Genomic DNA, 25566 nt, shown 5'->3' with positions numbered 1-25566 from the left:
TATCCTAAGAAAATATTTGTTATTTTTACTATTAATTTAAGCAAAAGTAAAAAATGTTTTCTATTGTCAATCCTTTTAACACAACTTTTTTATCTGAACATCAGTATTTTACTGGGGTTCAGGTAATAAAAATCCTTCAAAACAGTGACCATACGGCACATACATGGGGGGCAAAAACTATAGCTGAGAGGCTAAATTTTATAAAAACTTTAATATTTTCTTTAACAAAATCACAACATTTGATGGCCAAAACCTGTACTTTAGAGATGGGTAAGCCTATAAAACAATCTGTTGCCGAGGTAGAAAAGTGCAAACTTTTGTGCGAATATTACTTAAAAAATGCAGAAGAATTTTTAAAAGACAGGCATATTGCAGCCGATGGCAGCGAGAGTTTTGTTACCCACGAGCCCCTTGGTGTTATACTTGGCGTTATGCCCTGGAATTTTCCGTACTGGCAGGTTTTCAGGTTTGCCATACCGGCAATTATAGCGGGCAATACGGTTGTGGTAAAGCACGCCAGCAACGTTGCGGGCAGTGCAATTTTGCTCGAAGAGCTGTTTAAAGATGCCGGATTTCCGGAGGGGGTGTACACCAACCTGCTAATTGCGGGCGACCAGGTTAAGGAGGTTATAGATAACCCAATTATCAAGGCGGTTTCGCTTACGGGGAGCGAAAAAGCGGGTACATCGGTAGCATCTGCGGCAGCGGCACAGGTTAAAAAGTCGGTTTTAGAGCTTGGTGGCAGCAATGCCCTGATTATTTGTGCCGATGCCGACCTTGAAACTGCCGTGCCTATTGCCATTACGGCGCGTTTCCAGAACACCGGGCAAAGCTGTATTGCTGCCAAGCGTTTTTTGGTGCACAGCAGTATTTTTGATGTGTTTATGGAGAAATTTATAAAGGGTGTGGCCGAATTAAAGTCGGGCGACCCGATGGATGAGGCTACGTATATTGGTCCGTTAGCGCGGGTAGACCTTGCCGAAGAGGTGGAGAAACAGGTGAATGATTCGGTGGCGATGGGTGCAAAAATTGCAATTGGCGGTAAGCGAAATAATGCGTTTTATGAGCCTACAGTGCTAACTAACGTTACTGCCGATATGCCTGTTTTTGCCGAAGAGGTGTTTGGCCCTGCCGTACCGGTTGTGCCTTTTGATACTTTAGAAGAAGCTGTAAAACTAAGCAATGCCACCGGTTTTGGTCTGGGGGTATCGGTTTTTACTACAGATGTTGATGCTATTAAGAGCAAGATATCACTGTTTCAGGAGGGTGCCGTGTTTATAAATGCAATGGTAAAATCTGACCCTGCGCTGCCTTTTGGCGGCATTAAACGCTCCGGCTTTGGTCGCGAACTCGCCGAAAACGGTATTAAAGAATTTGTGAATGTAAAAACGGTTTTTATAGCGTAGTATACAGTCGCAGTCGCAGTTTTCAGTCTCAGTTTGCGCACTTACTCAAATAAAAAATCCCCGGCATAAAGCTGGGGATTTGTATTTTAGATTATAATCTGTCAACTGTATACTGATCACTGTAAACTGCGACTGAATACTAATAAAGTTCCGGATATTCGTTCGGTTTTGCTTCGTGCATAATGCTGTATACTTTTTCGTAAATATCTTCGGCTGATGGTTTAGAAAAATAATCGCCATCGGTGCTGTAGGCCGGCCTGTGTTCTTTGGCGGTAAGCGTATCGGGCTTGCTGTCTAAATGCTTATAAGCGTCCTGTACATCAATTATTTGCTGTAAAATGTAGGCAGATGCCCCACCGGGTACATCTTCGTCTATAACAAGCAGCCTGTTGGTTTTGGCAACACTTTTTACAATGTCGTGGTTAAGGTCAAAAGGCTGTAAGCTTTGTATGTCAATAATTTCGGCATCAATGCCAACTTCTAACAATTCTTTAGCGGCCTGCTCTATAACGCGCAGGGTAGACCCGTATGATACCAGCGTAATATCTTTACCTGTTTTAATGGTTTCTACCACACCCACAGGGGTTTTAAATTCGCCAAGGTTGGTCGGCATTTTTTCTTTAAGCCTGTAGCCGTTAAGGCACTCTATAACCAGAGCAGGCTCATCGGCCTCCATAAGCATGTTGTAAAAACCGGCAGCTTTGGTCATGTTACGAGGCACAAGCACGTGTATACCTTTAAGCGCATTAATTATCATGCCCATAGGCGAACCCGAGTGCCATATACCCTCCAGCCTGTGGCCGCGGGTGCGTATTATTAGTGGGGCTTTTTGCCTGCCGGCCGTGCGGTAATGCAGGGTAGCAAGGTCGTCGCTCATTATTTGTAATGCATACAGCAGGTAGTCAAGGTACTGCACCTCGGCAATTGGGCGAAGGCCACGCATTGCCATTCCAATACCCTGGCCCAGGATAGTAGCCTCCCTAATACCGGCATCGCACACCCTGAAATCGCCAAATTTTTCCTGAAGCCCTTCCAGCCCCTGGTTAACATCGCCAATGCCACCGCAATCTTCGCCAAACACCATAGCCTGCGGGTATTTGGTAAACAGGGCATCAAAGTTATTGCGAATAACCATACGGCCATCGGCCTCTTCGGGTGTATCGGCATACTGCGGCTCTAAAGGGGCTACAGTAAATATATTTTTATCGGATTGCGAGTATAAATGCGAGCTGTATTTAGGCTGAATCTTATCAAAATACCCCGCTATCCATTCGGTAAGTTTGGTTTTACTATTTTCTTTAATAATAAGGCGTAATACCTTTCTGGCGGTAACTAAATTATCTTTACGGATGGGCTCTTTTATAGCGGCCAGCTCGTTGCTGTATTTGTCTATAAACACTTTATTGTCGCTTTGTGCGGCAATGGTATTTAAAATGGCAATAAGCTCTGTACGCTCTTGTTTAATAGGATCCTGGTAGGCCGACCATGCTGCTTTTTTAGCCTCAAGCACATCAACTTTTGCTTGTTTTTCTATGGCTGTAAGTTCGTCTTCGGCAGCAATATTATTTTCGAGCATCCATTTTTTCATCTGGGCAATACAGTCAAATTCGCCCTCCCACGAAAGGCGGTCGGCATTTTTGTAACGCTCGTGAGACCCCGATGTAGAGTGCCCCTGCGGCTGTGTTAGCTGGTACACGTGCATTAGTACTGGTACATGCTCTGTACGGGCAATGTGCGATGCTTTTTCGTAAGCCGAAACCAGCTCAGGATAATCCCAGCCTTTAACGGTTATAATTTCGTAGCCCTTAGCGTTTTCGTCGCGCTGAAAACCCTTTAATATTTCAGATATATTTTCTTTAGTGGTTTGGTGGCGTGCATGTACAGAGATGCCGTAATCGTCATCCCAAACATTTACAACCATAGGCACCTGTAGTACACCGGCAGCGTTTATGGTTTCGAAAAACAAACCTTCAGACGTACTGGCGTTGCCAATAGTACCCCAGGCTACCTCGTTACCGTTAACTGAAAAGTTATCGGGGTTAACACCCGGAACGTTTCGGTACACTTTAGAGGCCTGCGCTAAGCCTAAAAGGCGTGGCATTTGGCCTGCGGTAGGCGAAATATCGCTGCTTGAGTTTTTTTGCTGCGTAAGGTTTTTCCAGTTGCCGTTCTCGTCCAGGCTGTGGGTAGCAAAGTGCCCGCCCATTTGCCTTCCGGCCGACATTGGGTCGTCTTCTAAAGAAGCGTGCCCGTATAATCCTGCAAAAAATTGTTGTATAGTTAACTGGCCAATAGCCATCATAAACGTCTGGTCGCGGTAGTAGCCCGAACGGAAATCGCCGTTTTTAAAAGCCTTTGCCATAGCCAGCTGCGGTACCTCTTTACCGTCGCCAAAAATGCCAAACTTAGCCTTACCCGTTAGCACCTCGCGGCGGCCTAAAAGGCTGCACTCCCGGCTGGTAACGGCAATTTTATAATCGTTAAGCACTTGTGCCCTGAAATCTGTAAAAGAAAGCGATTGTTTTGTTTCTGTCTCGGTCATAAAACTTGTGTTGTGCGAATTACAAATTTAAGTAAAAGAACGACATATTGGAAATTATTGCCGAAAATTTGAATTGTATTTTTAGCAATAAAACAAAATCAATGCGTTACATAAATACATTTTGCGTAGCAATTGTGCTTTAAAAGTATATTTTGTATATTTTTTTGAACATAAAACCGCACTGCTGTTATATAATGCCAAATGCGCACCAGTATGTGATTTTTTTATGCGTGCACAATAAAGCCGGTTTTAAAACCACTTACGCGTAAACAGGTTTAGCAGCGTGTTGGGCTGCAATGTTACCACAAAACGTATGCGCTGGCTGTAGTTGCCAAGGCCGGGCTCGAACCCGTTGGTAGAATACATAGGAAAGTACAGCTCAAAATAATCGGTAACCAAATTAAGGCGTATACCACTATCATACACAAACTTAGTGCCGCTGTATTTGTTTTTAAACATACCGGCATCGCCATAAATTTCTATCCAGTTCCACACATTAAAACTGCCATTTACGGTGGTCATCCACTGGTTGGCAAACTGGTTTGTAAACCGTGATTTAAAACCACCCTCGGCCATAATAAACTGCTGGCTCATTAGGCCCTTATCTTCAGACCTACCGTAGTAATTGTAGTCGAACAAATAATCGGTTGGCCTGTCGAGTCCAAAACTAAAAAACTCCGAACTGGTGCTGCGGTACATAAAAGCACCTGCAAACACGCGCAGGTTTACCTGCCTGTTATCGTTAAACAGGCGGCGGAACTGCAACTCGCCCGATAGTTTGCCAAAGGCATTGGCTATCTGTACATCGGTATAAAAGTTATAGTGGCGGGTAATTTCTGAATCGAATTTGCTGTAGCGGGCGTTAAAAACCGAGTAGTTTTCGTTTTGCTGATCGGTTAGTACAAAGGCCGATTTTTCGCGGTTTACCGTTACCTGCCTTAGCATTATAAACTCTTTTTTATTTTTACGAAGATCGTCATCACGCATCCTGAACTGCACTGCCGGGGTAAACTTAAAGTAACGGGCATCGGGCGTGTAATGGTAGGTGGAGCCACTAAGTGTGTAGCGCACGTTAAAAAGGCCTTCTTCTCTAATATAATGGTTGTAAAGCAACGACATAGAGCCAATTAGTTCGCCGGTTTTGGTAGAATAGGTAGGGCTGGCCTCAAAGATAATGGGCTTTTCCAGCATCGATTTGTTATGGATGCGGAACCCCGGCGAAAAGCCATCGTAAATATTAAATATAAAGGCCGGCACATAAAATACTTGGTTGTATTTAGGGTTTTCAAGATCCTGGAAAAACGTGAATTTAAATGGCTTATCGTTAGGGAAAAACTTATTTAAGCGTTTCCAGTTATCGCGCTTGTTGTACTCCGGTATCAGGCTGTTGTAGTTAAGCACCAGCTTATCGGCATCGTTGCGGGGTATGGTCAGTGTGCTGTCGGCCTCAAAACCATCAAACCACTGCTTGTACACCACATTGCCTTTTTTTAGCCCATAAACAGCTACCGGCACCTTAGTGCCCGTAACATTTTTAAGCGTAACCTGTAGCGAGTCGTTATCTTTTTTAACGCGGCCCATTTTGTAATCTATCAAATCTCTGGTGCCCACAACGGTATCAAAAAACCAGTCGATATTTTTATCGGTCTTGCTTTTAATAATGGTTTCAAGATCGGCCCTGTCCGTTTTTTGTGCTGATGCATTAAGTGCGTAAAACTCCTTAAGCGATTGATTTACAACATCGCCACCCAAATAATCGTCCAGATAGCTAAAGCTTAGGCCCGCGCGGTATTTGCCGGCAATTTGCTGGTTAAATTTTATGAATGAGTTTTTAGGGTCGCCAATGGGCTGGTCGAGGTTTCGGCGCGCCATAAGCAGGTACAGGTAGTTGTACTGGTCGTTATAAGGTATATTAAACAGGTTATAGCCTTTTAAAATGCCAATTTGCCCAATTTGCCCCATCATTTTACTATCGGGGTGATGCTCGTTAATATAGCGTATCATCAACTGCATCTGGATACCATCATAAATCCAGTTATCCTTGCGCGGGTCTAATTTTAAAGTGTTTTTAAGATAGGCGTTAAGGTAGGTTTTGAGGAATTTTATCTCATACAAAAACGAATCAGGGAAAGGGCTAAGAAACGACGGCAGCTGATTAAGCCCGTACATGGGGTTACGCTCGTAATCGGCCTGGGTTACCAGTATTTTGCCGTTGGTGTAATTGCCCAGGTTTTCCTGAGTAAAATTCACGACCCTGTTAATCAGGTCGGCACGCTGTATATCGGTAGTTCGGTTGTCTTTAAGGTTGCAGTTTACCTCTATGCCATTAATTTTAAAAACCTCGAATGTGTTTTTGGTTTCGAGCACCATATTAAAATTGGTAATGGATTTACCGGAGAAAACATACTCGTCTATACCCTCCTGCGAGGTTCTTTTATCCTGAAGAAGATCTGTAGTAACAAAGGTGCCTTTGGGTATTTTTAGGGTAAGGTTATAATCGGCGGCGGCGTTGGCAATGTCTTCGGTATTTTCGTTGCTGTACAGCACAAAGCCATCGTGGTAGCGGGCAGGGGTAAGGTACCAGTCTTTTAGGTTAAAGGTTTTTTCTTTATCATCAAAACCAAAACGCGTAAAGCGGTTGTTGGGCAATTTAACCTCGTATGTAAGCGAAAGCGTAAACTTTTGCCCCGGGTAAATGGGGTTTTTAAGCTGCACCTTTACAATATCAGGATGATTATCGGGCCGGCTGCTGGTAAGGTTAAGCCCATTCTGGTCTGCAATAGAAAATATTTTGGTGTAGCCGCGGTCTTCGTCTTTTGCAAGGTGAAAGGCCTTGATAAACTCATCGGTAAAGCGTTTTGCCAACGGCGTGGTTTTAGCCGAATAGGCGTTGTTCCAGTCGTTAAGCATAACGTAGTTAAGCGTATCTGTACTTTGGTTAAAGTAAACAATATGCTGCTGCACCTTAAGCATTTTAGCCTCATAATCTGCCTGCACAACCATACGGTTTAAATGCTGGGCATGCAACACACCTGTAAACGCCAGTAACAGCAGTAAATAAAACCTTGTTTTTATGATCAAAATTGCCTTAAAATTAATTGTATAATATAACGTTGTATGGCTTTTAATTGGTGCCACAATATAACTATATATACGATACAAAAATGCGCTATGGGTTGCTTTGTATTGTGTTAAATTAAAACAGGTTTTAAAAATTAGGGCTAAGGCTGTATTTTTTGTAAAAGTTGTCTATCACTTCAACCACTTCATCGGCGGTGTCTACCAGTTTAATAAGGTTAAGATCATCGGGGCTGGCGTTGTGGTGCTCGTTTATAAGGGTGCTTTTTACCCACTCTAAAAGGCCACTCCAGTATGATGTTCCTACCAATATAATAGGAAATTTAGCTATCTTTTTGGTCTGGATAAGGGTAACGGCTTCAAAAAACTCGTCTAAAGTTCCGAAACCTCCCGGCATAACCACAAAGCCCTGCGAGTATTTTACAAACATGGTTTTGCGCACAAAAAAGTAATCGAAGTTTAGGTTTTTGTCGTGGTCTATGTAGGGGTTAAAGTGCTGTTCGAAAGGCAGCTCTATATTAAGCCCCACCGATGGCGCTATACCACGCTTGGCGCCTTTGTTACCGGCCTCCATAATACCGGGGCCACCGCCTGTAATAACACCGTAGCCGGCATTGGCAATTTTCTCGGCAATTTCTTCGGCAAGCAGGTAGTATTTATTATCTGATGCGGTGCGCGCCGACCCAAATAACGAGATACACGGCCCTATGCGCGACATGGCTTCGAAACCGTTTACAAACTCCGACATTATCTTAAAGATCGCCCAGGAATCGTTACTTCTTATTTCGCTCCACGGCTTTTGTTTAAGCCCTTCGTTAATCCATTCGTCGTCGCTGCTGTATGTTTCTTTTGCCATTGTAATATTTTTCTTTTGCCACAAATTACACAAATTTCACAAATTTATATTGTTTGAATATAAATTCAGAAGTAAAAAATTCGTCTATTAGTGTAATTCGTGGCTAAATTTTTAAAGTTCTTTTTTAAGAAAATGAGCGGTATAGCTCTTTTTGTTTTTGGCTACTTCCTCGGGAGTTCCTTTCGCAATAAGCTGTCCGCCGCCCTTGCCGCCTTCGTAACCAATGTCTATAATGTAGTCTGCCAGCTTAATAACATCCATATTGTGCTCTATAATAAGCACGGTGTTGCCTTTGTCTACCAGTTTATTAATTACCTCCATAAGCACGCGGATATCTTCAAAATGAAGCCCCGTTGTGGGTTCATCTAAAATATAAAAGGTGTTGCCGGTATCTTTTTTAGAAAGCTCTGATGCCAATTTAATACGCTGCGCCTCGCCTCCCGAAAGGGTAGTACTTTGCTGGCCCAGGGTAATATAACCCAACCCAACATCCTGGATGGTTTTTATTTTACGGAAGATTTTTGGGATGTTCTCAAAAAACGGAACCGCCTCATCTACCGTCATTTCCAGTATATCGCTTATCGATTTGCCTTTGTACCTAATTTCAAGCGTTTCGCGGTTAAAGCGCTTGCCCTGGCAGGTTTCGCACTCCACATACACATCGGGTAAAAAGTTCATCTCTATAACGCGCAGTCCACTGCCTTCGCAGGTTTCGCAACGGCCACCGCTTACGTTAAAGCTAAAACGGCCGGGTTTGTAACCACGAATCATAGCCTCCGGCGTTTGGGTAAAGAGCGATCGTATTTCGCTAAACACCTCGGTATATGTAGCCGGATTAGAGCGTGGCGTACGGCCAATAGGGCTCTGGTCGATATCTATAACTTTATCGATATGCTCAAGGCCTTCGATTTTTTTAAACGGAGCCGGTTTTTTTACGCCATTAAAAAAGTGGGCATTTAAAATAGGGTAGAGCGTGCCGTTTATAAGCGTACTCTTGCCACTACCCGAAACCCCTGTAACGCATATCATTTTACCCAACGGAAACTCTACCGAAACATTTTTAAGGTTGTTGCCCGTTGCGCCCGTAAGCTTAAGGGTTTTGCCATTGCCCGGGCGGCGTGTTTTAGGTACGGCAATTTCTTTTTCGCCGTTAAGGTACGCTGCCGTAAGGGTGTGTTCTAAAAGCAGTTCGGCAGGGGTGCCCTTGCTAACTATCTGCCCGCCAAAACGGCCGGCAGCAGGGCCAATGTCTATTACATAATCGGCACGTTCAATCATATCCTTATCGTGTTCTACCACAATAACCGAGTTGCCAATATCGCGCAGCTGCTCTAACGAGTGTATCAGTTTTTCGTTATCGCGCTGGTGCAGGCCAATGCTGGGCTCATCTAAAATATAAAGCACCCCAACAAGCTGCGACCCAATTTGCGTGGCCAGCCTTATACGCTGTGCCTCGCCACCCGATAGCGTGCCCGACCCGCGGTTAAGCGACAGGTAATTTAAACCTACATCTACCAAAAAGCTAAGGCGTGCCTTGATCTCTTTAATAATCTCGGTAGCAATAACCTTCTGTTTTTCCGACAGGTTCTGGTCCAGGCTCTCAAACCAGTCGGCCAGGTCTGATATATCCATTGCCGAAAGCTCTGCAATATTAAGGCCGTTTATCCTAAAGTAAAGCGACTCTTTTTTAAGGCGGCTGCCGTGGCAAACCGGGCATTGCACCTCGTCCATAAACTCTTTTGCCCAGCGTTTTAATGATGCTGTGGCACTTTCATCGTACTGGTTTTTTATAAAGGCCGAAATGCCCTCAAAATCAATTTTATATTCGCGGTTAACGCCCAGTGTTTTGCTGGTAACCGTAAATTTTTCTTTACCGCCGTTAAGGATCATCTCCATAGCCTCGGCCGGAATTTTCTCTATGGCATCGGTAATCTTAAAGTCGTATTTTTCGCCAATGGCCTCTAACTGCTTAAAGATCCAGGAGTTTTTGTATTCGCCCAAAGGCACAAAACTACCCTGTTTAATGGATAGTTTAGGATTGGGAATTATTTTTTTAACGTTAATTTCGTTTATAATGCCCAGGCCGTTGCAATTATCGCACGCCCCTTTTGGCGAGTTAAACGAAAAGTTATTAGGCTCTGGGTTTGGGTACGATATGCCCGATGTTGGGCACATTAGGTTACGGCTGTAGTAGCGCGCCTCACCACTTTCCTGCTCAATAACCATCATAACATCTTCGCCGTGGTACATGGCTGTTTTAATGCTGTCGGCCAGGCGTTTATCAGTGTCCGGCGTGGTATCAATAGCCATGCGGTCTATCACGGTTTCAATATCGTGGGTTTTGTAGCGGTCCAGCTTCATGCCGCTTTCAATGTCTTTAATAACACCGTCTACACGCACTTTTAAAAAGCCCTGCTTGCTAACCTGCTCAAACAACTCGCGGTAGTGCCCCTTACGCGAACGTACAATGGGCGCCAGTATGCTAATGCGCTTACCGTTAAACTTTTCTATTATCAGGTCTTTAATCTGGGTGTCGCTGTAGCTCACCATTTTTTCGCCGGTCATGTAACTGTAAGCGTCGGCGCCACGGGCGTAGAGCAGTCGCAAAAAGTCGTAAATCTCGGTAATGGTGCCCACGGTAGAGCGGGGGCTTTTGCTGGTGGTTTTTTGCTCTATGGCAATAACCGGGCTAAGGCCGTCTATTTTATCTACATCGGGCCGCTCGAGCCCGCCCAGGAACTGACGTGCGTAGGCCGAAAATGTTTCGATATAACGGCGCTGCCCCTCGGCATAAATGGTATCGAACGCAAGCGACGATTTACCCGACCCCGAAAGGCCCGTTATAACCACCAGCTTTTCGCGAGGAATGGTTACATCTATGTTTTTTAGGTTGTGGACGCGGGCGCCTAAAACCTCTATATTATCTGTACTGTCTAACATATTTTTGTGCAAAACGCAAAGGTACTCAATTTTGGGCTATTTTTATGTGAGGGGCTTGTGTAAGAAATTGTTAAACTGTACTGTGTGATAATGGAACCTGCCCTTGCCGTTCAGGAGGGCGCGGATGACGCGGATTAAAGTTGATTTTGAAATGTTTTTAAAGCATTGCTGATAGATTGCTTCGTCGTGCCTCCTCGCAAAGACTTGCACGGGTATAATACGTGCTACTCTTCACGCAACGTCCTTGCGAGCGTAGTGCAACGGAGCGCGGCAATCTCACTCGGGGAGCCACAATAATGAGATTGCTTCGTCGTGCCTCCTCGCAAAGACTTGCACGGGTATAATACGTGCTACTCTTCACGCAACGTCCTTGCGAGCGTAGTGCAACCGAGCGCGGCAATCTCACTCGGGCTTCTACACTTCGTTGCAAAGACAATATATGAAAAATCCGTTAAATCCGCGATTGCTTGCATCCGTGTCATCCGCGTTCCATAAAATACAACGATGAGATTGCTTCGTCGTGCCTCCTCGCAAAGACTTGCGCGGGTATAGTACGTGCTACTCTTCACGCAACGTCTTTGCGAGCGCAGTGCAACGCAGCGCGGCAATCTGTCTTATTAATTGGACTGCCAAGCGAAAACCAAATCCGTTAAATCCGCGATTGCTTGCATCCGTGTCATCCGCGTTCCATTACCCATCATTCGGCTACAAAATTACAACACAACCCTAACCGTAGTACTGAAGCCATTCTTTCAGTAAATAAAAATTGATAATTTTGGACATGGAGGCGGTCTGTAAAGTATATACACGGCTGTCTTGGCAGCTTTTTATAAAAATGCAAAAAAAAGGCACATTCCAAAATCCGAAAGTGAAATATCAAAATACAATAATTTGATTATCAGTATATACTTGTTTTATCAAAGCAGAAAAAGGGAAGTAATATTTATACTGCTAAATTTATATACATTGTAGGTTTTTACTTTGTTTTTTTGTGCGGAGATAAAAACCCCAGGAGCAGAGTTCAGTGCCTTCAAAATTTAAATATATAAAATCAGCGATTGCGCAGCATCCGTGCATCCGCGTTCCATGTTAAGGGCATCATAAAGCCGATATGCAAACTATTGCAGATTAGGTTTTTACCTACCTTATTTATAAACGGTCTATTTATAAATAGCTCAAATACAGTTATTTAGAATTTCTCTAACATTTATTCTGCTTAAATTTGTTCTATTACTAATCGACAAAAGAAAAACGTTATGGATATTAAATTAGCAAATTGTTGTGGTAACTGCGATCACCATGTAAAAGGGCAGTTATGCAACGTACACGAAATAGTTACTGCCGAGACACAAGCCTGCCAGGCTTATGAGTTTCGCGCCGTATTAAGCAGAGAATCAGATTGTTTAAAATGTGCCAAGTTCCAGACAGAGCATTGCGCACACCCAAACAAAGCAAGCGAAGGTATGATGTGCACCGTATTCTACCCAAGAATAATGGCGTAGTAATTACCTATAAATTAGCATTTATACAATACAAAAGGCTGCCTAAATATGGGCAGCCTTTTGTATGAATATACCTTTCAGGATTGTTAGATTTATACATTTTCAGACGCAGGTTTAATGCGACATAAAACCCTATTTTAAAAACTCTTCAAACCTGGTATCCAGTAAGTTAGTAAAGGCGTTTTTAATAGTGCCGTTAGAATTTAAAACAATGGTACGGTTAATTTTGGTAAACACCCATTTGTTTCTAAGTGCCGCAAAATCAGTAGTTCGCAGTTGTTGGGCCGCATCAAAATTGTAAAGCCCCATGGTCTTTTTCCACTCGGTATCGTTATCAACGTTAACGCCTATAAAATGTACGTTAGGGTGCTGTTTTTTAAGCTCTTCCACACGCTGGTACACGTTTAAAAGGTGTGCGCGGGCACAGCTTGTCCAAAAGAAAATTACGGTTTCTTTTTTGATATCGTTGTCAATATCAAAAGCCTTATTGGTGCTGTCTACCAAGGCAATAGCCGGTAGTTTGTTGCCCTCTTTAAGCTGTTTTATGGCATTGCCAATTTTCTTGATCTCGTTATCGGGGCTGTTATCTGTAGATAGTTGCAGGTAGCGCTCTAAGAACTTTTGGTTATTTACAATGTTCTGGTCTTCAAGTAAGTAGTTAAAGGCAATGTTGTTAAGCACATCATTTTTAATACCCTCATTCTTTCCAAACATCGAGTCGGCAATATTGAGCTTGTTGATGTTATCGCGCAGCGCATCCTCCTGAACGTTACCGTTTTTATAGCTGCGGGTAATGGCCATATTATTAAGCATAGCCGTCAAATATCTTTGGAATGGCGAAAAGTCGGTTAGGCGTGCATCGTTAAAATTCAGCGTTTTACGGTAGGCATAAAAGTCTTTAGGCAGTTTAGATTTTATCTCTTCGCCGGTACGGCGGGCGTGTACATAGGGGTAGTATTCTCTTTTAGTATAGTAGTTAAGCTTAACGCGCTGCTGGGCATAAAAGTCAAAACCTTCGCTCCATTTAATAGTCTCCTTATTTTGTTTATAGAATGCCTCCCTAAGATTGTAAGTAGAATCTATTGCTTTTCTAAATCTTTCATAATCATAGTTATAAAAGTCGTAAGCCTTGTGGCGATCGGTTTCCTGCTGTATAAACAATTCCATCATAAAATTGTTTTTGGCCTCTCCGCGGCCGCTAAAAACAATCGACTGGTCAAAATCGGCCGTGTTGATGGATACCATCAGGCTATCATTACGGTCAAAATAAACATACTGGTAATCGGGGTCGTGCTTAAAGCTGTATAGCCCAGGCGATAGCGAATCGAATTTGACAAAAAACCGGTTGTCTTTATCCAGTTTTATAGTATCTATAACCTTATTGTCTTTACTAAAAATAACATAGGGGGTGCGGGGGTTAACCACCTGGCCGCCAAAATAGGCCGTATAATTTTGTTCTTTGCTGCACGAACAGAGCATTAGCAACACAGAAAACAGTAAACAGGCTTTAGTAAAGTTATGCATTAAGGTAATTTAGTGTGTATGGCAAAAATATTTTTAATAAGTTGTTAATGTTGTTAAAATACCGTTAAAATAAACAGTGCCCGCCTAATATTATTAGAAGCTGTAAATGTGCATTAAATTTTATACTTTTGCAAAAATTTTTACAATGCTATCAGTTTCAAATTTATCGGTACAGTTTGGTAAACGAATCTTATTCGACGAAGTAAACACGAGTTTTACCCAGGGCAACTGCTATGGTATAATTGGTGCCAACGGTGCCGGAAAGTCTACTTTTCTTAAAATACTTGCAGGCGATATAGACCCTACATCGGGCCACGTGCATTTAGAGCCGGGCAAACGTATGAGCGTTCTTAACCAGAACCACAATATGTTCGACGAAAACACTGTTTTAGAGACCGTTATGATGGGTAATAAAACGCTTTTTGCGGTTAAGAAAGAGATGGATGATATTTATTTAAAGCCAGATTTTTCTGATAAAGATGCCGACAGGGTAGGAGAGCTTCAGGTAATTTTTGAGGAAATGAACGGCTGGAATGCTGACTCTGATGCTGCTGCAATGCTATCGAGCCTTGGCATTACCGAAGATTACCACTATACATTAATGGGCGACCTTGATGGTAAGCTTAAAGTTAGGGTGCTATTGGCACAGGCCTTATTTGGCAACCCCGATGTGCTTATTATGGATGAGCCTACCAACGACCTGGATTTTGAAACCATTAACTGGTTAGAAAATTTCCTGGCAAATTATGATAATACCGTAATTGTAGTAAGCCACGACAGGCACTTTTTAGATGCTGTTTGTACGCATATATCTGATATCGACTTTAGTAAGATAAACCAATACTCTGGTAACTATACGTTCTGGTACGAGTCGAGCCAGCTTGCTGCAAGACAACGTGCCCAGCAGAACAAGAAAGCCGATGAAAAAAAGAAAGAGCTACAGGAGTTTATTATGCGATTTAGTGCCAACGTTGCTAAATCCAAACAGGCTACAAGCCGTAAAAAAATGCTCGAAAAGCTTAAGGTTGACGATATTAAACCATCAAGCCGCCGTTACCCGGCCATTATTTTTGACCAGGAGCGTGAGGCAGGAGACCAGATTCTTAACGTTAAAGACCTTAGCGCTTCTATAGATGGCGAGCTATTGTTTAAAAACGTAGACCTTAATATGAATAAAGGCGATAAAGTGGTTATCTTCTCTAAAGATAGCCGTGCTTCTTCTGCCTTTTACGAAATACTAAACGGCAACCTACAGCCCGATGGAGGTACGTTCGATTGGGGTATTACAACCATACAGTCGTACCTTCCGGGAGATAACCATTCGTTTTTTGAAAACGACCTTACCCTGGTTGACTGGCTGCGCCAGTGGGCTAAAACTGAGGAAGAGCGCGACGAGGTATATCTTCGTGGTTTCTTAGGTAAGATGATTTTTAGTGGAGAGGAAGCCCTTAAAACCGGCAGGGTATTATCGGGTGGTGAAAAAGTGCGTTGTATGCTAAGCCGCATGATGATGATGCGTGCCAACGTATTAATGCTGGATGAGCCTACCAATCACTTAGACCTTGAGAGTATTACGGCGTTTAACAACTCACTTAAGAACTTTAAAGGGTCTGTGCTGTTTACAACACACGATCATGAGTTTGCGCAAACTGTTGCCAACCGCGTGTTAGAACTTACGCCTAACGGGGTTATAGACCGCCACATGACATTTGATGAATATCTTGACGATGAAAAAGTACAGGAACTGAGAAAGAAGATGTACAACTAAGTTGACAGTTATTAGTTGACGGACATAAATATCAAAAATCCCGTAAGCAGTGCGCTTACGGGATTTTTTGTTTTAATACTATTCTCGTTTAGTCTTCGTATAGTTTTAGCTTACTGCGCAGTAAATTAACCTCATTTTGCAGGCCATCTACTTTTTCCAGCAAATGGGCTGCTACTGCTAAGGCATCGGCATCCAGGTTAAAATCGCTGTGCAGGCGTATAAGCTTTTCTACCTGTGGCAGATGGTTTACAGCTATGTATTGTGCATCGTTCACCGTAGTAATTTCAACCAGTTGCAATTCGTATAACGATGTAAAAAATGCGGCCTCTATATGGTAGTGCAGGTAAACAGTCTGCACCGGTATTAAATCGAAATCGTTGCTTTCCATAATTAGTTAGTTTTAGAGATAGCGGCAAGCTCATTAAATAAATCCTTTTGCTTATCGGTTAAATTTGTCGGGATGCTAACCTGGTAGGTTACATAAAGGTTGCCATATTCGCCCTCTTTCTTATAGATAGGGAAACCTTTGCCCTTTAACCGCACTTTGGCACCGTTTTGCGTTCCTGGTTCCACATTTAGCTTTAGGGTACCATCTAAAACAGGTACCAGTATTTCGCCACCCAGCACGGCGGTATATAGGTCTATTTCTTTAATAGTATATAAGTCATCGCCCACGCGTTTAAACTGCGCCGAGTTGGCTACAGAAAAGGTAATGTACAAATCGCCATTGGGGCCTCCACTGCTGCCCGGTGCGCCCTGATTGGCCAGTTTTATAGTCTGCCCATCTGTAACACCGGCAGGTACGGTAATCCTGATGCTTTTGCCGTTTACGCTAAATGTCTGTTTGTGGGTAGTGGCAGCCTCCTGTAGCGTAAGCGATACAGTGCTATTATAATCCTGCCCTTTGTATTGCGCCCTGCTGCGCCCGCGAGACTGCTGGCCAAACATCGACTCAAAAAAGTTAGAGAAGTCGCCGCCCTCAAAATCGCCACCAAACCCGCCAGATGCCTGTCCGCCACCATAGCTCTGCCTTTGCCCCTGCTGAGCTTGCTCATATTTTTCGTACTCTTCGCCACGCTCCCAGTCTTTGCCGTATTTATCGTACTTAGCCCTTTTATCGGGGTCGCTTAGCACGGCATTGGCCTCATTGAGCTGCTGAAATTTTTTGTTAGCCTCTTTATCGTCCGGGTTAAGATCGGGGTGCAGCTTGCGGGCCAGCTTTTTATAAGCCGTTTTTATTTGTGGTTGTGTAGCGCTTTTATCTATGCCCAACACTTTGTAATAATCTATAAACTCCATTAGTGTACTGCTATTTTGGTATATAAATTTACAAAATATTACCGTCTAAAACAGCGCATTAACGGCAATAATACCGGTTTTATAAATTTTTTAACCAGGCACCAAAAAAAATCCCGCAAACGTTGAGTATGCGGGATTTAAATTATTTAGTAAGGGGAAAAAAGTCTTCACCTTTCTCAATTCTATCCACTGGCATTCTTGGCGGTTCAGGCCTTGAAATTTGTGGAGGCGTTGTTGGCACTGTAGCAGGCCTGTTGTCTTCATCCATGATTATTACTGAATTTATTGCAAATATTCCTAAAAACACAACTGTTATAATCAACGAAAAAATAGTAAATGTCTTTGATCTATACAAATTTAATGCTCTTTTGTCATTAATATGCGTATGATTATCAGCTAATTCTATAATTTTATTAACAATATTTTGTTCAAAAGTCTGTGAATTTTCAGATGAATGAGTTATGTTATAGGCTTCTAATTCTTTTTCATAATTTCTATATTCCTGAAGTAATCCAAAATTCTTATAGTTAAATCCTTTGAATAGATTATTATATGATAAAAATAGAAAAAACAGAGAAAAGATTATTGTTATACTTATGATAGAAAGAAATATTAATTGAGTTGTAATCATGTGATTATCGGCTTTAAAACCTATCTTTTCAATTAAATAAGAATTTAAAGTTATGACAATAGTTATTCCTAAAACAGGAGCATTAATAGCATTGTCTAATTGATTACGCCTATCAAGTTCTCTATTAAACTTATTTTTATACAAATCGTGACTATCCATTGTAACTTCCTATTTAAAATAAGAAAACGTTTCTTCGGTCTGTATGTTTAAAAGTGTTTCGTAGATAAGTTTAATAACATTCTCTACATCCTCACGGTGCACCATCTCAACTGTTGTGTGCATGTAGCGCAATGGCAACGATATAAGTGCCGATGCCACACCGCCATTGCTGTAAGCAAAAGCATCGGTATCGGTACCTGTTACGCGGCTTGACGCCAGGCGCTGAAACGGAATTTCGTTTTTATGGGCCGTATCTAAAATAAGTTCGCGCAGGTTGTTTTGTACTGCGGGAGCGTATGTAATAACCGGACCCTTACCAATCTGGGTATCGCCTTCAATACGTTTTTCTATCATTGGGGTAGTGCTGTCGTGGCAAACATCGGTAACAATAGCTACGTTCGGCTTAATGGTCTGGGTAATCATCTCGGCACCACGAAGTCCAACCTCTTCCTGAACGGAGTTGGTTATGTACAAACCAAAAGGCAGTTTTTTACCGTTTTCTTTAAGCAAACGGGCAACTTCGGCAATCATAAAGCCACCAATACGGTTATCTATGGCGCGGCACACAAATTTGTTTTCGTTTAGTACCATAAACTCATCCGGGTAGGTAATAACGCAGCCCACGTGCACGCCCAGTTTTTCAACCTCTTCTTTAGTATTGCAGCCAAGGTCTATAAAAATAGTCTCAATTTTAGCAGGCTCTTCTTTACCGCGGTTACGGGTATGTATGGCCGGCCATCCAAAAACACCTTTAACAATGCCGTTTTTGGTATGAATGTTTACACGCTTAGAAGGAGCGATCATGTGGTCGCTGCCACCGTTGCGAATAACATATACCAGTCCGTTATCGGTAATATAGTTTACGTACCACGAAATTTCATCGCTATGCCCTTCAATTACAACTTTATAAGGTGCATCGGGGTTTATAATGCCCACAGCAGTGCCATAGGTATCGGTAATAAAGGTATCTACGTAAGGTGTAAGGTATTCCATCCACAGTTTTTGTCCTGCCGACTCGTAGCCTGTAGGCGATGCATTATTTAAATAGTTCTCTAAAAAGGTTAAAGAAGCATCGTTTAGTATGGTTTTTGATGACATATAATTTAATTTTCGGCTAAATTATAAATAACATTACAGAGTTATGTATAATTGCATAATTTTGACATAAATTTTTGAAGATGAAAGTCACTCTTTGTTTTGCATTTTTCCTCCTGGCTACATTGGGTATTGAAGCCCAGGTGTCTGTAAAAGACAGTATTGTGCAAGACAGTATTGCCTTTAGCATGCAGTTGCAGGAAATTGTAATATCTAACGTTAAAGACAGTCTGTCAGACGCTGATAAAGCACTGCTGTCGGCTTTGCGCAGGCGTACGCTAAAAGTGTACCCGTATGCTAAAATAGCTGCCGACAGGCTTACTATGCTTAGCGTAAACATGTCTAAGCTTAAAACTGATAAGGAGAAAAAAAAATACGCCAAAATTGTAGAAAAGTACCTTGAAGATGAGTTTGAAGCACAGCTTAAAAAACTATCGCGCAAAGAGGGCCAGATATTGGTTAAGCTAATTTACAGGCAAACGGGCACGTCTACATTCGATTTGATAAAAGAGCATAAGAGCGGCTGGAAAGCCTTTTGGTCTAACAGGGTAGCCAAGGTGTTCAATATTAACTTAAAAACTACTTACAACCCTGCAACCGTTGCAGAAGACTATATGATTGAGGGCTTTTTAATTAAAGCGTTTCAGGAACATAAATTGCAAAAGCAGGACCCTGCCTTTAAAATAGATTACAAAGCGCTAACACATGCCTGGCGCGAAAAGAACAAGAATAAAAAGCAGGAAGGGTAAGCCTTATTTCCTATTAAATATTAAAGTCTCCTTAACGGGAGACTTTTTGTTTGCAGTAATTTATACAAAAGTGTATTATTATATAGTATTCTGATCTTTATTGGTTTATTGTAAAATCAACATGGCATTTTCTACATTATATTAAATATTTTGTGACTTTGATTTAAAATAGAAGTAGGGTTTTTAATAAGAAAAATGTTTTAACTAAAAAAATTATACATTTTACCTTATGAAAAAGAAACTACTCCTAATTGCATTTTTTGCCCTGTTTTGCTTGCAGGGTTTTGCACAGGCAACGGCCTATCCGGTGCCCGATCTATCACTGTGCGCTAACAGCGGCGTGTTTGACTTAACAGTACAAAATCCAATAGCTTTGGGCAACCAGTCGCCAACCGGTTATACGGTTACGTATTATCATACCGAGGCTAACGCCCAGGCCGGTACTAATGCCATTGCTAACCCTGTAGCCTATTATGCCACTACTAACGATGAGCTATTTTTAAAGGTAACCAACAACACAACCGGCGATTTTGATATTACAAGCTTTAATGTAAGCTGGACTACCATATTTACACCGTGGGCCAACGTAACGGTTTGCCAAAGCTACGAACTGCCTACAATATCGTGGCCTGCCATTACTTTTTATACCGGGCCAAACGCTACAGGCACAGTTGTGCCGGGCGGTACAGTAATTACCTCTACGCAAACAATTTATGGCGTACAAACCGGTATTTGCAGTAATGAGTGGCCTTTTACTATTACGGTTGCCGGATCGCTGCCCGATGTAAATTTTGACCCAATTTCGGTTTGCGATGCTGATTTTGACGGTTATGCTGTTTTTTATCTTGAAGAGCAGTTAAACTATATATGGTCATCTTATCCGGGCTATCCTGATATTAATATTCAATTGTTTGAAACACAGGCCGATGCCGAAAATGATGTTAACCAGATATGGGATTATGTTTATACTAACACAACACCTAACCAGCAAACCATTTATGTAAGGGTTACAGCCCAGGACTGCGTATCTATAAAGCCTTTACTGCTGATAGCAGAACCTTGTGTTACCGATAATACCATTGCCGGTGTAATACGCTACGATGGCGATGATAATGGCTGTACCGATGCCGATGTGGCTGCATCTAATATAACCGTTTACTATACCAACAATAATAATTACTATTTTACCACTACCGATGCAAATGGTGCCTACAGCTTTTTAAACGTACCCGATGGTGATATTACCGTTTATGCCTATACTTCTTATCCTTTTACAACTACGGTGGCTCCTCAAAGCTATAGCTTTACTTTTCCGGGTAATGAAGATGATGTGAATTTTTGCCTTACGGAGCAGCAAACCACTATAGATGCAAGTGTGTATACCTACGCATATACCTCTTTTGTACCGGGCTTTACTGCAACTTATGTTATTGCCGTTCAAAACACAGGTAGTGCTGCAATACCTACAGGCAATGTAACACTATCTTTTGATGCCGATAACCTTACTTATACCTATTCTAACTATGCTGCAACGCTTAGCGGCAACCAGTTATCTTTTGCTTACAATAACCTGCTCCCGTTTCAAACACAGTACATTTATGTAAACTTTACGGTAGCTACTACCGCAGTTCTGGGAGATTTACTTGCCTTTGAAGCTACAGTTAGTCCGCTTGACGACGAAAATCCTGATAATAATACCTGTACCGCTACTACAACTGTAGTAAGTTCTTTCGACCCGAATGACATCACTGTAAGGGAAGGCGAATTTATTACAGAGGAGCAGGCCGATGACTACCTGCATTATACCATCCGTTTCCAGAATATGGGTACTGCCAATGCAACCTTTGTAAGAATTGAAACACTGCTTAACGAAAACCTTGATTTTGATACGTTTCAGCCAATGGGCGGCAGCCATAATTTTGTAACCAACCGTGTGGGTACGTCTTTAGAATTCTTTTTTGATGATATCAACTTAGCTTTTGAAGATGCCGACGAGCCGGCAAGCCATGGTTTTGTAAACTTTAAAATTAAACCGAAAGCAACTGTAGCATTGGGCGATGAAATGACGGCACAGGCCAACATTTATTTCGACTTTAATCCGCTTGTGGCTACCAACACTGCTATTACAACGGTGCAAAATGTTGCATCGGTTAAAAACATCAATGCCAATAGCTTTGTGCTGTATCCAAACCCGGCATCGGGCAGGGTAGTGCTGCAAATGCAAAACGCCGTAAATGCCACTGTAACCATTACCGATGTACTGGGTAAAACCGTACAAACATCGGCCATTAACGGTGCGCAGGCCAATTTAGATGTATCTGCTTTAAAAACGGGTGTATACCTTGTAACGGTAAACGCTAACGGAAGCAACACTACTAAAAAATTGGTAATTAAATAAAAGCCTAAATAAGCCCCACATTTTGTGGGGCTTATAATTTATCTCCATATTCCCCATGAAACAAAAATTACTCTTTCTTGTTATTTTATCTTTTTTCGGATTTAAAAATTTTGCGCAGACAGTAGCTAATCCGGTACCCAACCTTACGGAATGTATGCCCAATAATTTTGACCTTACCGTACAAACAGCCATAACGCTGGGTGGCCAGGATCCGAATAATTTTACCGTAGAATATTATGAAACTGAGGATAATGCGGTTAACGATCAATTTGCGATTGCTAACCCGGAAGTTTTTTTTCCTATAGTATCAGAAAATCAGGAAATAACTATAAGGGTTACAAGTTTATTAGACGAGACATTTGCCATAACATCATTTTATATAAATTGGATAGACGCGAGTGTTAGCAGCCTCCCTAATACGGTGGCCTGCACATCGTATACATTAGAAGCAATTAACAATGGTACTTATTTTACAGGCCCTAACGGTACGGGTACTGTACTACCTGCCGGTACTGTAATTACTACTACACAAACTATATACATCTATAAAGAAATTGTGCCATGCTCTGATCAGGATACTTTTACCGTTACTATTTTAAGCGAAGGTAATAATTTGGTACTGTCTGCATTAACAGGGTGTGATTATAATAACGATGGCATTGGTGTTTTTGACCTTGAACTTATAGCTCCGGAAATTTACAATGCTTACGGATATCTGGACATGGCTTTTTATCCAACAGAGGTTGAGGCACAAGAGGGATTCCCGATGATATTAAATATAAACAATTATACATCTGCCACTGCAACCATATATGTGAGTTTATTTTTAGATGATTGTACTATTATTTTACCACTTACATTAGTGGTAGAGCAATGTATGTATAATACATTATCTGGTTACGCAAGGTTAGATGCTAATGGTTCAGGTTGTACCACAAATAGTACGTCTCTTTCTTATGTACCCGTAGTATACCAGCAAAATGGTATTAGCTATTTTACATTTACAAATAATTACGGTTATTACTCATTTAATAATGTTGGTAACGGTAATGCAACCGTTACCATTAGCGATAATTATGATGAAGGATTAATTGGCACACCCCTGCAATACGCCCTTACATTTCCGGGTAATTATGATGATACTAATTTTTGCCTTACCCAGCCGGAGCCTAACCACAATTTAAAGGTAACAGTTATTTCTACCAGTAATAATGTTCCCGGTTTTGCCGCAACCTACCTGATAACCTATAAAAATATTGGCACATATACCGAGAGTGGTTCGGTAACGCTACAATTTGATAACTCTAAACTTACCCTTAGCAGTGCACAGCCGGAAGTTACACAATCTGCCAATTTGTTAGCTTTAGATTATACCGATTTGCAGCCTTTTGAAACCCGTACCGTAACATTAACCTTTAATGTAAGTACCACAGCTGTTAGCAGCGAGATACTTAATTTTATTGCCGGTATTACACCATTAGCTAACGATATTGATACAGCCAATAATACCTCTGTACTTAATAAGCAAATTGTAAGCTCTTTCGACCCTAATGATATTACGGTACACGAAGGCGAATTTATTACAGAAGATCAGGCTAATAATTACCTGCACTATACCATCCGTTTTCAAAATACAGGCAATGCCAATGCTACTTTTGTGAGGTTGGAAACACTGCTTAACGAAAACCTTGACTTTGATACGTTTGAACCTATAGCAGGCAGCCATACGTTTCAGGCCAATCGTACAGGTAGTGATATTGAATTCTTTTTTGAAGATATCAACTTAGCATATGAAGATGCCAACGAGCCGGAAAGCCACGGTTTTGTAACCTTTAGGGTTAAGCCTAAAAATACCGTTAGCTTAGGCGATGTAATGACGGGCCAGGCCAATATTTATTTTGATTACAATCCGTTTGTTGCAACTAATACAGCCACTACAACGGTACAAAATGTGGCATCGGTTAAAAATGTAAATGCTAACAGCTTTGTATTATATCCTAACCCGGCATCGGGCAGGGTAGTGCTGCAAATGCAAAATGCTGTAAATTCTAACATAACCATTACAGATGTATTGGGTAAAACCGTACAAACATCGGCCATAAGCGGCACACAGGCCAGTTTAGATGTATCGGCTTTAAAAACAGGTGTTTACTTTGTAACGGTAAATGCCAACAGCACAAATATTACTAAAAGATTAATGATTAATTAAAAAAGCAAAAAATCTAAATTTTTTAGGAACAAAAACCGGCATACATGTATGCCGGTTTTTTATTTTTTAAGGAATCAAATTTCTAAAGCATGGCTTTTGCCGAAGGATTAGCCTTTTTTCTTAGCCTCTTTAAATACAGGGGTATTTTGCTTTTTATAGAATGGAATAAAATACGACAGCGTGTAATTAAACCCTACTCCAAAGCTACCATCGTACGTACGGTTAAAACCCGGAATGTACAGGTTGTCAAAAGTATCGGGCTTTTTGTTTGATATTAAATAGTTTAGCCTAATGCTTGCACCAATATACAGATTGTCAAAAATTTCTGCCTTAAGGCCGGCTACAACCTCTGCCCATTGGGCAGTAAGGCTGCTGTATTTTTGATTGGCGTTTACGGTAACATCATCAAAATAATTGGCCTGATCGTCTGCTGTGCCAAGCGCATCAGAGTTTTGGTATATTTTATACGAGTTAAGGTTTTGGCTAAAGGTGGCAAAACCGTACCTAAACCCAATGTACACCATGTTTTCCATATCCAGCCAGTTATCGTAAGCGTTAATATCTATACCTGCTTTAATGTAACTGCCCTTGGTGGTAAAGTTTAGCTGTGCTTCATCTTTAGTATAATCTACGTTGCCAATTTCTGCGGCAGCATAATATTTTTTAGACAGGCGGTAATCAGCCACCAGTTCCAGGCCTTTATGGTCGGTATTGTAAAAAGAACGGCTAAGGCTGTGCAAATCGATACCCACACGGATACCATAGCGCTCTATCCTGACAGGGGTAACGGTATCTGCAGGCTGCTGGGTTTGATTTTGAGGCGTAACCTGCAGCTCTGTTGGATCTTGGGCAAATGCCGAAAACGACACACACAATAACAGGCTAAAAATAGATCTTGATATGTACGTCATCTTCGTTTTCTATATTAGGAGTTATTACATCTACATGGTCTATCCATAAAGATGTGGCATCGGTACCATTGGTTAACACCGGGTTAGGTGCCCCGGCAGCAGGCAAGTCTAAAGTAAAAAGCGTTTTATAGCCACACGCACGCGATACATATTCGGTACGCGGTATGTATTTAAATTCTAAAAAATCGGTGTTAGGGGTAACCAAAGAGGTATTGGGCCTGTAGTACACAAAGCCCCATTTGGTGCTTGTAGCATCTACACGCAACGGCACCCTTATAGAACTTACAGATCCCGGGCTAATGGTATCTGTCATGCCCTCTACAAAGTATTTAAGCCCGTTTACATTGGTTAAGGTAGCCTCATCAGATTTATCGTAAAACTCCACCACAAGGCTTGGCGTAGTAGCAGTACCTTCGGCACAAATGTCGTCTTTTTCGCAACTTACCATGTAACAGGAAAGCGCGAGCAGTAAAGCTACAGAAGCTATTAATCTTTTCAT

17 protein-coding genes are annotated in these 25566 nt (G+C 41.8%); 6 read left to right on the top strand and 11 right to left on the bottom strand.

Going from position 1 to position 25566, the window contains the following annotated elements; all coding sequences use genetic code 11:
- Positions 1-53: 53 nt before the first annotated feature.
- On the top strand, positions 54-1406 hold the full coding sequence (locus G509_RS0116580) for an NAD-dependent succinate-semialdehyde dehydrogenase (RefSeq protein ID WP_026992563.1): 1353 nt from the start codon (positions 54-56) through the stop codon (positions 1404-1406).
- A gap of 139 nt (positions 1407-1545) precedes the next feature.
- Here the strand turns inward: G509_RS0116580 and G509_RS0116575 are convergent, their stop codons facing one another.
- The 4 genes from G509_RS0116575 to uvrA all read right to left on the bottom strand — a co-directional run bounded on the left by G509_RS0116575 (position 1546) and on the right by uvrA (position 10822).
- Positions 1546-3948: an alpha-ketoacid dehydrogenase subunit alpha/beta gene (locus tag G509_RS0116575; protein WP_026992562.1), complete on the bottom strand. Its 2403-nt coding sequence runs from the start codon at positions 3946-3948 to the stop codon at positions 1546-1548.
- A gap of 249 nt (positions 3949-4197) precedes the next feature.
- A complete protein-coding gene (locus G509_RS0116570; protein WP_316931087.1) occupies positions 4198-7029 on the bottom strand; it encodes a gluzincin family metallopeptidase in 2832 nt (943 codons plus the stop codon).
- Between the two features lie 127 nt (positions 7030-7156).
- Entirely contained in the window at positions 7157-7882 is a 726-nt protein-coding gene (locus tag G509_RS0116565; protein WP_026992560.1) for an LOG family protein, read from the bottom strand.
- A 111-nt stretch (positions 7883-7993) separates the two neighbouring features.
- Positions 7994-10822, bottom strand: coding sequence for an excinuclease ABC subunit UvrA (gene uvrA / locus G509_RS0116560; RefSeq protein WP_026992559.1), 2829 nt, complete (start codon positions 10820-10822; stop codon positions 7994-7996).
- Between the two features lie 1256 nt (positions 10823-12078).
- Here uvrA and G509_RS23445 point away from each other — a divergent pair.
- The gene (locus G509_RS23445) at positions 12079-12324 is read left to right on the top strand and encodes a hypothetical protein (RefSeq protein ID WP_131450701.1); all 246 of its coding nucleotides are present in this window, start codon (positions 12079-12081) and stop codon (positions 12322-12324) included.
- A 132-nt stretch (positions 12325-12456) separates the two neighbouring features.
- Here the strand turns inward: G509_RS23445 and G509_RS0116555 are convergent, their stop codons facing one another.
- The gene (locus tag G509_RS0116555; protein ID WP_026992558.1) at positions 12457-13848 is read right to left on the bottom strand and encodes a TlpA family protein disulfide reductase; all 1392 of its coding nucleotides are present in this window, start codon (positions 13846-13848) and stop codon (positions 12457-12459) included.
- A 145-nt stretch (positions 13849-13993) separates the two neighbouring features.
- Here G509_RS0116555 and G509_RS0116550 point away from each other — a divergent pair, with 145 nt between their 5' ends.
- Positions 13994-15616, top strand: coding sequence for an ABC-F family ATP-binding cassette domain-containing protein (locus G509_RS0116550; RefSeq protein WP_026992557.1), 1623 nt, complete (start codon positions 13994-13996; stop codon positions 15614-15616).
- 88 nt (positions 15617-15704) lie between these two features.
- Here G509_RS0116550 and G509_RS0116545 read toward each other — a convergent pair whose 3' ends face one another.
- The 4 genes from G509_RS0116545 to G509_RS0116525 form a co-directional block, all read right to left on the bottom strand.
- A complete protein-coding gene (locus G509_RS0116545; RefSeq protein ID WP_026992556.1) occupies positions 15705-16004 on the bottom strand; it encodes a chaperone modulator CbpM in 300 nt (99 codons plus the stop codon).
- A gap of 2 nt (positions 16005-16006) precedes the next feature.
- Entirely contained in the window at positions 16007-16915 is a 909-nt protein-coding gene (locus G509_RS0116540) for a DnaJ C-terminal domain-containing protein (protein WP_026992555.1), read from the bottom strand.
- A 142-nt stretch (positions 16916-17057) separates the two neighbouring features.
- Positions 17058-17705: a hypothetical protein gene (locus tag G509_RS0116530; protein ID WP_026992554.1), complete on the bottom strand. Its 648-nt coding sequence runs from the start codon at positions 17703-17705 to the stop codon at positions 17058-17060.
- A 9-nt stretch (positions 17706-17714) separates the two neighbouring features.
- Positions 17715-18803: a M42 family metallopeptidase gene (locus tag G509_RS0116525; protein ID WP_026992553.1), complete on the bottom strand. Its 1089-nt coding sequence runs from the start codon at positions 18801-18803 to the stop codon at positions 17715-17717.
- Positions 18804-18883: 80 nt separating this feature from the next.
- Here G509_RS0116525 and G509_RS0116520 point away from each other — a divergent pair, with 80 nt between their 5' ends.
- The 3 genes from G509_RS0116520 (at position 18884) to G509_RS0116510 (ending at position 24156) form a co-directional block, all read left to right on the top strand.
- Complete coding sequence (locus G509_RS0116520; RefSeq protein WP_026992552.1) at positions 18884-19549, top strand: DUF4294 domain-containing protein; 666 nt, start codon at positions 18884-18886, stop codon at positions 19547-19549.
- A 229-nt stretch (positions 19550-19778) separates the two neighbouring features.
- Positions 19779-21947: a T9SS type A sorting domain-containing protein gene (locus G509_RS0116515; RefSeq protein WP_026992551.1), complete on the top strand. Its 2169-nt coding sequence runs from the start codon at positions 19779-19781 to the stop codon at positions 21945-21947.
- Between the two features lie 154 nt (positions 21948-22101).
- Entirely contained in the window at positions 22102-24156 is a 2055-nt protein-coding gene (locus G509_RS0116510; RefSeq protein ID WP_207382690.1) for a T9SS type A sorting domain-containing protein, read from the top strand.
- 107 nt (positions 24157-24263) lie between these two features.
- Here G509_RS0116510 and G509_RS0116505 read toward each other — a convergent pair whose 3' ends face one another.
- On the bottom strand, positions 24264-25067 hold the full coding sequence (locus G509_RS0116505) for a DUF6048 family protein (RefSeq protein WP_026992549.1): 804 nt from the start codon (positions 25065-25067) through the stop codon (positions 24264-24266).
- A complete protein-coding gene (locus tag G509_RS0116500; protein ID WP_131450700.1) occupies positions 25039-25566 on the bottom strand; it encodes a DUF6452 family protein in 528 nt (175 codons plus the stop codon). The genes G509_RS0116505 and G509_RS0116500 overlap by 29 nt, the downstream gene beginning before the upstream one ends.

The sequence above is a fragment of the Flavobacterium subsaxonicum WB 4.1-42 = DSM 21790 genome (assembly GCF_000422725.1).
GTDB lineage: Bacteria > Bacteroidota > Bacteroidia > Flavobacteriales > Flavobacteriaceae > Flavobacterium > Flavobacterium subsaxonicum.
Note: the sequence above shows the minus strand (reverse complement) of the source record. Positions and strands in the feature narration are given on the sequence as shown.

Coding starts and splice junctions, on each gene's coding strand:
- G509_RS0116580 (WP_026992563.1), top strand. CDS start 54: ATGTTTTCTATTGTCAATCCTTTTAACACAACTTTTTTATCTGAACAT.
- G509_RS0116575 (WP_026992562.1), bottom strand. CDS start 3,948: ATGACCGAGACAGAAACAAAACAATCGCTTTCTTTTACAGATTTCAGG.
- G509_RS0116565 (WP_026992560.1), bottom strand. CDS start 7,882: ATGGCAAAAGAAACATACAGCAGCGACGACGAATGGATTAACGAAGGG.
- uvrA (WP_026992559.1), bottom strand. CDS start 10,822: ATGTTAGACAGTACAGATAATATAGAGGTTTTAGGCGCCCGCGTCCAC.
- G509_RS23445 (WP_131450701.1), top strand. CDS start 12,079: ATGGATATTAAATTAGCAAATTGTTGTGGTAACTGCGATCACCATGTA.
- G509_RS0116555 (WP_026992558.1), bottom strand. CDS start 13,848: ATGCATAACTTTACTAAAGCCTGTTTACTGTTTTCTGTGTTGCTAATG.
- G509_RS0116550 (WP_026992557.1), top strand. CDS start 13,994: ATGCTATCAGTTTCAAATTTATCGGTACAGTTTGGTAAACGAATCTTA.
- G509_RS0116545 (WP_026992556.1), bottom strand. CDS start 16,004: ATGGAAAGCAACGATTTCGATTTAATACCGGTGCAGACTGTTTACCTG.
- G509_RS0116540 (WP_026992555.1), bottom strand. CDS start 16,915: ATGGAGTTTATAGATTATTACAAAGTGTTGGGCATAGATAAAAGCGCT.
- G509_RS0116530 (WP_026992554.1), bottom strand. CDS start 17,705: ATGGATAGTCACGATTTGTATAAAAATAAGTTTAATAGAGAACTTGAT.
- G509_RS0116525 (WP_026992553.1), bottom strand. CDS start 18,803: ATGTCATCAAAAACCATACTAAACGATGCTTCTTTAACCTTTTTAGAG.
- G509_RS0116520 (WP_026992552.1), top strand. CDS start 18,884: ATGAAAGTCACTCTTTGTTTTGCATTTTTCCTCCTGGCTACATTGGGT.
- G509_RS0116515 (WP_026992551.1), top strand. CDS start 19,779: ATGAAAAAGAAACTACTCCTAATTGCATTTTTTGCCCTGTTTTGCTTG.
- G509_RS0116510 (WP_207382690.1), top strand. CDS start 22,102: ATGCCCAATAATTTTGACCTTACCGTACAAACAGCCATAACGCTGGGT.
- G509_RS0116505 (WP_026992549.1), bottom strand. CDS start 25,067: ATGACGTACATATCAAGATCTATTTTTAGCCTGTTATTGTGTGTGTCG.
- G509_RS0116500 (WP_131450700.1), bottom strand. CDS start 25,566: ATGAAAAGATTAATAGCTTCTGTAGCTTTACTGCTCGCGCTTTCCTGT.